General features: G+C 70.0%; 11 protein-coding genes. 5 read left to right on the top strand and 6 right to left on the bottom strand.

Features of this window, described 5'->3' with window-relative positions:
- A partial coding sequence (locus tag RDU12_RS08380; RefSeq protein WP_308684429.1) for an alpha/beta hydrolase occupies positions 1-951 on the top strand: 951 nt, incomplete at its 5' end.
- Here the strand turns inward: RDU12_RS08380 and RDU12_RS08375 are convergent.
- The 5 genes from RDU12_RS08375 to RDU12_RS08355 form a co-directional block, all read right to left on the bottom strand.
- Positions 948-1,454: a hypothetical protein gene (locus RDU12_RS08375; RefSeq protein WP_300289948.1), complete on the bottom strand. Its 507-nt coding sequence runs from the start codon at positions 1,452-1,454 to the stop codon at positions 948-950. The genes RDU12_RS08380 and RDU12_RS08375 overlap by 4 nt on opposite strands.
- 52 nt (positions 1,455-1,506) lie before the next feature.
- On the bottom strand, positions 1,507-2,232 hold the full coding sequence (locus tag RDU12_RS08370) for an RluA family pseudouridine synthase (RefSeq protein WP_300289947.1): 726 nt from the start codon (positions 2,230-2,232) through the stop codon (positions 1,507-1,509).
- Between the two features lie 42 nt (positions 2,233-2,274).
- A complete protein-coding gene (locus tag RDU12_RS08365) occupies positions 2,275-2,721 on the bottom strand; it encodes a hypothetical protein (protein ID WP_300289946.1) in 447 nt (148 codons plus the stop codon).
- The gene (locus tag RDU12_RS08360) at positions 2,718-3,173 is read right to left on the bottom strand and encodes a hypothetical protein (protein WP_300289945.1); all 456 of its coding nucleotides are present in this window, start codon (positions 3,171-3,173) and stop codon (positions 2,718-2,720) included. The genes RDU12_RS08365 and RDU12_RS08360 overlap by 4 nt, the downstream gene beginning before the upstream one ends.
- A gap of 63 nt (positions 3,174-3,236) precedes the next feature.
- Complete coding sequence (locus tag RDU12_RS08355) at positions 3,237-4,556, bottom strand: replication-associated recombination protein A (RefSeq protein ID WP_300289944.1); 1,320 nt, start codon at positions 4,554-4,556, stop codon at positions 3,237-3,239.
- Positions 4,557-4,627: 71 nt separating this feature from the next.
- Between RDU12_RS08355 and RDU12_RS08350 the strand changes: the two genes are divergently transcribed.
- Complete coding sequence (locus tag RDU12_RS08350; RefSeq protein ID WP_300289943.1) at positions 4,628-5,044, top strand: VOC family protein; 417 nt, start codon at positions 4,628-4,630, stop codon at positions 5,042-5,044.
- Position 5,045: 1 nt separating this feature from the next.
- Positions 5,046-5,468 carry a VOC family protein gene (locus RDU12_RS08345; protein ID WP_300289942.1) on the top strand — a complete coding sequence of 141 codons (423 nt, stop codon included), beginning with the start codon at positions 5,046-5,048 and terminating at the stop codon, positions 5,466-5,468.
- Here RDU12_RS08345 and RDU12_RS08340 read toward each other — a convergent pair.
- Positions 5,465-6,856, bottom strand: coding sequence for a trypsin-like peptidase domain-containing protein (locus tag RDU12_RS08340; protein ID WP_300289941.1), 1,392 nt, complete (start codon positions 6,854-6,856; stop codon positions 5,465-5,467). The two genes, RDU12_RS08345 and RDU12_RS08340, sit on opposite strands and share 4 nt — an antisense overlap.
- A gap of 173 nt (positions 6,857-7,029) precedes the next feature.
- Here RDU12_RS08340 and RDU12_RS08335 point away from each other — a divergent pair, with 173 nt between their 5' ends.
- Both RDU12_RS08335 and RDU12_RS08330 read left to right on the top strand, forming a co-directional pair.
- Entirely contained in the window at positions 7,030-7,956 is a 927-nt protein-coding gene (locus RDU12_RS08335; protein ID WP_300289940.1) for an ABC transporter ATP-binding protein, read from the top strand.
- Positions 7,946-8,818 (top strand): ABC transporter permease subunit, encoded by an 873-nt coding sequence (locus RDU12_RS08330; protein ID WP_300289939.1) that lies wholly within the window; start codon positions 7,946-7,948, stop codon positions 8,816-8,818. Before RDU12_RS08335 ends, RDU12_RS08330 begins: the two co-directional genes overlap by 11 nt.
- Positions 8,819-8,992 lie beyond the last annotated feature (174 nt).

Here is an 8,992-nt window from a genome sequence, read left to right as displayed (position 1 = left end):
GCCGTGGCGATCGGCGTGGTCGCGACCGTGTCGCTCGCCTTCCGCCGCGACCTCGCCGAGGCCCGGGCGGCCACACTCGACCGCAGCCGGGTCGTCGACAGCCCCTGGGGACCGATCGAATACGCCGACACCGGCGAGGGCCCGCCGGTCCTGTTCATCCACGGCAGCGGCGGCGGCTTCGACCAGGGGCTGGCGTTCAGCGCGCCGCTGGCGGGCCACGGCGTGCGCATCATCGCCCCCTCGCGCTTCGGCTATCTGCGCAGCGCCATGCCGGACGACGCCACGCCCGAGATGCAGGCCGATGCTCTGGACTGGCTGATGCGCCGGCTGGGCATCGAGGAGGCGGTCGTCTTCGGCGGCTCGGCGGGAGCGCTGTCCGCGACCCAGCTGGCGCTCAGGCACCCGGAGCGGTGTCGCGGGCTGGTGCTGGCGGTTCCGGCCCTCCACGCCCCCGAGCGGCTGCCGGGGGCCAACGCCGCCCCGGACGCGACGACGCAGCGGACGATCAATGCGGCGCTGGGCTCGGACCTGCTGTTCTGGGCCGGTGTACGGGCGGCGCCGGACTTCATGACGCGGATGGTGCTGGCGACCGATCCGGCGACGGTGAAGGCGGCGTCGCGGAGCGAGCGGGCCCGGGTGCGGGAGGCGATGTTCCACATCCTGCCGGTCAGCGCCCGGCGCGAGGGCCTGCTGATGGACTCGGCCACGGCAGGGACGCCGCCGGACTGGCCGGTGGAGCGGATCGCCTGCCCCACCCTGGTCATCGGCGCGCGCGGCGACCTGTACGAGACCGACAAGGCGGCCATCCATACCGCGGGGCGGATTCCCGGCGCGCGGCTGGTGCTCTATCCGGACGGCGGCCATCTGTGGGTGGGCCACGACGCGGAACTGTGGCGGACGGTGGCTCACTTCGTGGACGAACGGGAGCCCGAGCGGTCGCCGAGCCCCTAGAGCCGGGGACGCAGGGCGTCCTGGACGCCGCGGGCGTCATAGGCGTTGGGACGGTCGGGGGTTTCGCCATTACCCATCACGACCTCCAGCGTCGTCGAGGTCGGGGACGGGCCGCTGAAGTTGAGACCGACGCCGACGCCGACCCCCGAGCTGCGATAGCTGCCGTAGCGGCCGCCGTAGCTGCTCGAGCCGTAGCCGACGCCGACGCTGGGGCGCAGGCCGCCGGCGCTGTCGGGCCGGCCGTCGATCCAGCGCTGGGTCACCTCGAACCAGTCATAGCCCTGAGCCGTGGTCAGCTCGGCGGCGCGCAACAGGGCCATGTCGGCGACCGGGCCGGGCGCGCCGACGCCATTGTAGGTGACGCGGAAGCGGTTGGACTCGATCCGCTGCTCGACATAGCCCTGCCCGCCGGGCCCCATCTGCGGGCCGTAGGGGGCGAGGCTGGCGCAGGCCGACAGGGCGAGGCCGGCGGCGGCGATCAGGGGCAGGGTCAGGCGCTTCATGGCGGGGCTCCGGGGCGTTCCCTGAAATAGCGTCGGGCGGCGTGGAATGTTCCTAAAGTCCCGCCGCCTGCCTCAACGCCTCGAAATCCGCCGGCAGCGGCGCCTCGACGGTGCGGTCGCCGCCCTCGGGATGGGGGAAGGTCAGTTTCGCCGCATGCAGCATCAGGCGGGGCGCGGCCCGGCCGGCGAAGGTCAGGGCGCCGCCGTAGCGGGGGTCGCCGACCAGCGGCCGGCCGATATGGGCCATGTGGACGCGCAGCTGGTGCATCCGTCCGGTCAGCGGCTCCAGCTCGACCAGGGCCCCGTCCTCGGAGGCCGACAGGGTCCGGTAGCGGCTTTGCGAACCCTGGGCGCCGGGGGCGTCGAAGGCGCAGACCCGCATATAGCTTTCGCGGCCGATCTCCTGGCGGACCAGGGGCGCGTCGATCATGCCCGAGCGCGGCTCCGGCGCGGCGGCGACGAGGGCCAGATAGGTCTTGCGGAAGCGGCGCATCTGCAGCGCCTTGCCGAGGAAGCCGGCGGCCGGCTTGGTCTTCGCCGCGAGGATGACGCCGGAGGTGTCGCGGTCCAGCCGGTGGACCAGTTCGGGCCGCTTGCCGTTGGAGCGCATGAAGGCCCACAGCAGGTCGTCCAGCGTATGCGCCTTGATCCGCCCGCCCTGGCTGGACAGGCCGGCGGGCTTGTCGAGGACGAGGACGTGCGGGTCCTCGTGCAGCACCCACGAACGGACGGCGGCGATCTCGTCTTCGGAGAGGGAAACGGGGGAGCGGTCGGTCACCGCGCGTGCATACGCGAACCGCCCTCCCCCGTCAGCCCGTCGTCAGCGCAGGACGCCCTTCTTGCCCATGGTCCAGGCGTACCAGATGAAGAAGACGCAGGCGCCGCCGATGACGATCTGCATCGGCCACATCGACCCCATGGCCTCAAGCCCGTCCGACATCCCGAAGGCGTAGACCGCGCCGGCCAGCCAGCCGAGGAACGAGACCACGAAGACCGGCGTCGCCAGCTTCTTGCGCAGCAGCAACAGGATCGCGCCCAGCAAGCCGCCCCAGACCCCGATCGCCCAGGCCGCGTGGGTCCAGGCCGGCATGGCGTTGAAATAGTCCAGCTGCGCCGGCGTCATGTCCATCTGGGCGAACCATTCGTCGCGCCGCGTCTGGGTCATGACGTAGTCGAAACAGCCGAAGCCGTTCCACAGCGCGGCCACGACCCCGACGACCCACAGGTGCCAGGGCGTCCGGGCGCTCCCGATGCCCCCGCCGCTCACCGGAGAACGCCCTTCTTCGCCATCGCCCAGGCGTACCAGGCCAGGAAGACGGCGATGGCCGTGATCACCCACGGCATGTAGCTCATCATCGCCAGTTCAGCCGGCAGGGCCGGCGGCGGATTGATGAACTGGCCGTAGATCAGGCTGACGACAGCCCCGATCAGCGACAGTCCGAAGGCCCAGACGGCGAAGCGGCTGCGCATCAGCAGCAGGATGGACCCCGCCACCGCGCCCCAGACGCCGAGCACCCACGGGACGTACATCCAGGTCGGCATGCCCATGTAATAGTCGATCAGCGGCTGATCGAAACCAGCGGCCTGCATATAGGTCGCGCCCTGCGTCGTGGTCATGATGAAGTCGTAGCCGCCGAAGCCGTTCCACAGCAGGCTCACCACGCCCACCAGCCAGAGGTGCCAGGGCGTGCTCGTGGTCATCGAGGTATTGTCGGTCATCGTCCCCTCCCAAGGATATTCCGATGGGCGGAGGATGGTCCGAAAACAGGGTTACGGCAACGGTTACCCTTCCGGCGGGTCGCCCGGCTGCATCCGCGCCCGCAGCGCCGCCCAGCGGTCGAGACGCTCCTTCACCTTGGCCTCGTGCCCCTCGCCTTTCGGGGCGTAGAATACGCGGCGCTCCATCTCGTCGGGGAAGAAGTCGGCGCCGGAGAAACCCTCGGGGGTGTCGGGGTCGTACTGGTAGCCCTTGCCGTAGCCGAGCGACTTCATCAGCTTCGTCGGGGCGTTGCGGATGTGGGCCGGCGGCGGCAGCGAGCCGGTCTCGGCCGCCGCCCGCTTCGCCGCCTTGAAGGCCTCGTAGACCCCGACCGACTTGGGCGCGGTGGCGAGGTGGACCACGGCCTGGGCCAGGGCCAGTTCGCCCTCGGGGCTGCCGAGAAAGTCGTACGCATCCTTGGCCGCATTGGCGACCAGCAGCGACAGGGGGTCGGCCTCGCCGATGTCCTCGACCGCCATGCGCACGATACGACGCGCCAGATACAGCGGATCCTCGCCGCCGTTCAGCATCCGCGCCAGCCAGTAAAGGGCCGCGTCAGGGTCAGACCCGCGAACCGATTTATGCAGCGCCGATATAAGGTTATAGTGCTCTTCTCGACTTTTGTCGTAAGCGGGCGCACGCTTCTGCAGGATGCCGGCCAGGGCCTGGACGTCCAGCGGCTCAGTGGAGGTCAGGTCGAACAGGACCTCCGACATGGTCAGCAGATAGCGGCCGTCGCCGTCGGCCAGGGCCAGCAGGGCGTGACGCGCTTCCGGGGTCAGGGGCAGGGTCTTGCCCTCCTGCGCCTCGGCCCGAATCAACAGTTGATCGAGCGCCGCGTCGTCGAGCCGTTTGAGGACATAGACCTGCGAGCGGGACAGCAGCGCCCCGTTCAGTTCGAACGACGGGTTCTCGGTCGTGGCCCCGACGAGGGTGACGATCCCCTCCTCCACGAACGGCAGAAAGCCGTCCTGCTGGGCGCGGTTGAAGCGATGGATCTCGTCGACGAACAGCAGGGTCGACTGGCCCGCCGCGCGGCGCATGCGGGCGGCCTCGAACGCCTTCTTCAGGTCGGCGACGCCCGAGAAGACGGCGCTGATCTGCTGGAACTGATAGCCGGCGGCCTGGGCCAGCAACCGGGCGATGGTGGTCTTGCCGGTGCCCGGCGGCCCCCAAAGGATCATCGAGCCGAGCCGTCCGGCCTCGACCATGCGCCGGATCGGCCCGCCCTCGCCCAGCAGGTGATCCTGGCCCACCACCTCGTCGAGGGTGCGGGGGCGCAGGCGGTCGGCCAGCGGGGCGTCAGGGGGATGGATGCCGGAGGCTTCGAACAGATCGGTCATGGGCGAGCAGAGATAGGCGTTACCGACACGCATTTCACGCGTTAGTGTGGGCCGCCGCAGAGGAGAGCGACATGGCCGATCCGAACCAGGGCCCGACCTCGGGCCTCACGCCGCATCTGGTGATCCCGTCGCGCGGCGGACTGGCGGCGCTGGAGTTCTACACCCGGGCCTTCGGGGCGCAGGTGCTGGATCAGAAGCCGGCTGACGACGGCGAGCGGCTGATGCACGCCCACCTGCTGATCAACGGCTCCAGCGTCATGCTGCACGACGAATTCCCCGAATACGGCGGCGAGCAGGATGTCGTGCCCAAGGGGGTCACCCTGCACCTGCAGGTCGACGACGCCGACGAATGGTGGACGCGGGCCCTGCTGGCCGGCGCCATCCCGACCATGCCCATGGCCGACCAGTTCTGGGGCGACCGCTACGGCCAGCTGAAGGACCCGTTCGGGCACAGTTGGTCGATCGGGGCGCCGATCAAGGCGACGTAACATGCCTTCGGCGCCGCCCGATCCGCCCGTCGTTCCGTATCTGATGGTGAGGAACGGCGCACGGGCGCTGGACTGGTATGTGCGGGCCTTCGGGGGCCGGCCGGTCGAGCGCCATGACATGGACGACGGCCGGCTGGGTCACGCCATGGTCGAACTGGCCAACGGCGGCGCCATCTATCTGTCCGACGAGTTTCCCGAGCTGATCGAACGGGTCGGGACCCTGGCGCCGGACTGTCTGGGCGGCACGACGGTGACGGTGGCCTTGGCGGTCGACGACGTCGACGCCTGGCTGGCCCGGGCGGAGGCGGAGGGCGCGGTCACGATCCGGCCTCCGGTGGACGAATTCTACGGCCGTCACGCCAAGCTGCGCGATCCGTTCGGCCACGTCTGGTCGCTGACCGGGCCGAAGCGGAACGAGGCCTAGCGGACGACGGCGGAAATCCGCTGGCCGCCGCGGCTGATCGTGATCTCCGTGCCCCGGCCGACATCGCCCAATTGCTCGACAGAGGTCACCGCCCGACCATTGACCGCCAGGATGATGTCGCCCCCGCGCAGTCCGATGCCGTTGGCGTAGCTGCCGCGCTGGACCCGGCCGACGATGACCCCGGTCGCGAACGGATCGCCGCCCAGATTGTCAGCGAGCGCCGGATTGAGCGCCAGAACCTGGGCGCCGCTGAAGACGCCCGAACGGATGACGGCGGCCTTGTCGATGTTCGCGTCGCCCGGCAAACGCTGGACGCGCGCGTTCAGGGTCCGGGGCTGGCCGTCGCGGAGAATGGCGACCGCGACCGCATCGTTCGGCTCGCGCGTGGCGACACGGAAATTCAGCCCGCCCTGATCGTTGATCTCGGCGCCGTCGATGGCGGTGATGACGTCGCCCTCGCGCAGGCCGGCGCGAGCCCCCGGGCCGTTCGGCCAGACGTCGGTGACCACCAGCCCCTGCGGCCGGTCGAGGCCGAGGCTGCGGGCGATCTCGGCGCTGACCGTCTCGCCCTTCACGCCCAGCCAGGGCCGGACCACGGCCGTGGCCCCGCCGACCGCCGAGTCGACCACCCGCTTCACCAGGGTCGCGGGCACGGCGAAGCCGACGCCCGACGACGATCCCGAGCGCGAGAAGATGGCGGTGTTGATGCCGATCAGGTCGCCGTCCATGTCGACCAGGGCCCCGCCGGAGTTGCCCGGATTGATGGCCGCGTCGGTCTGGATGAAGGAACCGCTGTCGGAAATGCCGGTCTCGGTGCGGTTCAGGGCCGAGATGATGCCGTTGGTGACCGTCTGGCCGACCCCGAACGGATTGCCGATGGCCAGCACCAGATCGCCGATCTGCTGCTCCTCGCGGTCGTCGATGTTCAGCGTCGGCAGCCGCTCGTTGACGTCCTCGAGCTGCAGCACGGCGATGTCGGAGCGGGCGTCGGCCAGCACCACCCGCGCCGAGAACTCGCGCCGGTCGTTCAGGGTGACGCGGATCTGCTGCATGCCCTCGATGACGTGATTGTTGGTCACCACCACGCCGTCCGGCCGCACGATGACGCCGGAGCCGACCGAGCCGGTCTGGCGCTGGCCCGGGATGCCCCAGAACGGATCGCGCACCTGCTGGACGCCGCGGGCGGCGATATTGACCACGGCCGGCGCCGCCTCGCGCACCACGGGGGCGAAGCTGGCCTTCATCGACAGGGCGTCGCCGGGCAGCACGCGGTTGTCGGCGAAGACGCCGTCCTGGGCGCGGCTGTCGTCCGGCTGACCGCAGGCGGCGAGGGATAGAGCGAGAGCGATCGCGAGGGTGCTGGTCTTCATCATCATCCAAAAGGTCATGAAGGAGCTATACGCCGATTTCGCCCGGTCATTTCGACGCGATCAAGGCGTACGGCGGCCAAACGGTTACGTTTTCCTCACGTTCCCCGGCGCGTCCGGCCTCTTCGCACATTGCCGAAGCTTAATGCCATGCCGCCTTGCGTTCGACCGCGACGCACGTCCAAGCTGCGCCCATGACCGCTGTTATCGAAACGCCCGTTATCCAGGTTTTGGGGCTCACCAAGACCTACGGAACCGTTCGCGCCCTCGACGGGCTGGACCTGTCGATCCCCCGAGGCGGGGTCTATGGCGTGCTGGGGCCCAACGGGGCCGGCAAGTCGACCCTGTTCCGCATCCTGTTGGGCCTGATCCGGGCGACCGACGGGACGGCCAGCGTCATGGGCGGGGCCGTCAACGAGGTCAGCCACCTTCGTCGCATGGGCTCGATGATCGAAACGCCGCGCTTCCCGCCCTATATGACCGCCCGGCAGGTGCTGCGCTGGCTGGCGCTGGAACACGGCATCGGCGGCCAGACCGACATTCCTCACTGGCTGCAGCGCGTCGGCCTGACCGAAGCCGCCGACCGTCGGGTGCGCGGCTTCTCCGTCGGCATGATGCAGCGGCTCGGCGTCGCCGCCTCGCTGATGAGCCGGCCCGAGCTCATCATCCTCGACGAGCCGACCAGCGGCATGGACCCGCCCGGCATCCAGGAGATGCGGGCCCTGATCCGCAGCCTCGCCGACGATGACGGCGTCACCGTCGTTCTGGCCAGCCACCAGCTGCTGGAGGTCCAGCGCGTCTGCGATCGCGTCGCCATCCTCAACAAGGGCAAGCTGGTGCGCGAAGGCGCGGTCAGCGAGTTGACGGCTGTCGGCGAGCGGCTGCGCCTGTCCGTCACCCAGAAGGATCAGGTGCTCGAGGTTCTCGGCGCCAAGGGCGCGGCCGAGGGCGACGCCGTCCTCGCCGACATCAAGCGGGACGAGGGACCGGCGCTGATCCGCGCCCTGGCCGCGGCCGGGGTCGACATTCACGAAGCCCGCTGGGTCGGCACCGACCTGGAGGCCATCTTCTTCACCGAGACGGGCTCCGTCCAGACGCCGGAGACGATCCATGCTGGTTGACGCCATCCGCGCGGAAGGCTTCCGCCTGTCGAAGAACCGCACCGCCCTGTTCTGGAGCGTGCTGTTCGTGCCGATCATCGCGGTGGCGATCGGCGCCCTGACCAACCTCGTCCTCAAGGGCGGCGAGACCAAGCTGCTGGTGGACGGCGAGGCTCCGCCCGAGCTGACCCAGATGATGACCAGCAGCCCGCTGGATCTCGGCGAGGCCGTGGTTTCGGCGGCGGGAGATCTGGCCAATCCCCTGATCCTGCTGTTCGTCCTGATCGGCGCGGCCACGATCTACGCCGGGGACTACCGCTGGGAGACCTGGCGTCTGATCAGCGCGCGGAACAGCCGCACCAATCTGCTGCTGGGCAAGCTGGCGGTGGTGGCGGTCATGTCGCTGGTCGCCATGCTGCTGATGCTGGTCGCCGGCCTGATCGAGAACCTGATCAAGGCGGCGGTGTTCGAGCGCCAGCTGACCTTCTCGATGACCGGCGCGATGGCGGGCCAGTTCATCGGCCAGTTGGCCCTGTCGTGGGCGCGCATCCTCCAGTTCACCATGATGGGCATGCTGGCGGCGGTGGTGACCCGGTCACTGCTGGCGGCGCTGTTCGTGCCGCTGGTCGTGGGCGTGGCCCAGTTCTTCTCACCCAATTTGCTGATGACCATGGGGCTCACGCCCGACGCCTGGCTGGCCATGCTGATCAATCCGGGCGCGGCCGTCGACGCGATCAGCGCGGCCATCGCCGGTGCCGAGCGGGCGGCCGCCCTGCCCGACGGCATCGTGCTGAAGGCCTGGGCCAGCCTCGGCCTGTGGATCCTGCTCCCCCTGGCCGGGGCGCTGGCGTGGTTCAAACGGCAGGACCTGTCGAAGGAATAGCGGCCCGCTCCGATCACCGGAGCCGCTTCTCCATCCATACGTCGGCCCGGGCGTAGGGGCTCGGCCGGGGCGGCAGGTCGATGAAGCCGAAGCCGCGGTAGAGGGCCCCGGCGGGCTTCAGCGTACTGCTGGTCTCCAGATACAGCCGCGGCGCCCCGGCGGCGCGGGCGGCGG

It is taken from the genome of Brevundimonas sp., assembly GCF_031082345.1.
In the GTDB taxonomy this organism is placed as follows: domain Bacteria; phylum Pseudomonadota; class Alphaproteobacteria; order Caulobacterales; family Caulobacteraceae; genus Brevundimonas.
Note: the sequence above shows the minus strand (reverse complement) of the source record. Positions and strands in the feature narration are given on the sequence as shown.

Bases quoted from the DNA above. Each gene is read 5' to 3' on its own strand.
- RDU12_RS08375 (WP_300289948.1), bottom strand. From the start codon at position 1,454: ATGAAGCGCCTGACCCTGCCCCTGATCGCCGCCGCCGGCCTCGCCCTG.
- RDU12_RS08360 (WP_300289945.1), bottom strand. From the start codon at position 3,173: ATGACCGACAATACCTCGATGACCACGAGCACGCCCTGGCACCTCTGG.
- RDU12_RS08355 (WP_300289944.1), bottom strand. From the start codon at position 4,556: ATGACCGATCTGTTCGAAGCCTCCGGCATCCATCCCCCTGACGCCCCG.
- RDU12_RS08350 (WP_300289943.1), top strand. From the start codon at position 4,628: ATGGCCGATCCGAACCAGGGCCCGACCTCGGGCCTCACGCCGCATCTG.
- RDU12_RS08345 (WP_300289942.1), top strand. From the start codon at position 5,046: ATGCCTTCGGCGCCGCCCGATCCGCCCGTCGTTCCGTATCTGATGGTG.
- RDU12_RS08340 (WP_300289941.1), bottom strand. From the start codon at position 6,856: ATGACCTTTTGGATGATGATGAAGACCAGCACCCTCGCGATCGCTCTC.
- RDU12_RS08335 (WP_300289940.1), top strand. From the start codon at position 7,030: ATGACCGCTGTTATCGAAACGCCCGTTATCCAGGTTTTGGGGCTCACC.
- RDU12_RS08330 (WP_300289939.1), top strand. From the start codon at position 7,946: ATGCTGGTTGACGCCATCCGCGCGGAAGGCTTCCGCCTGTCGAAGAAC.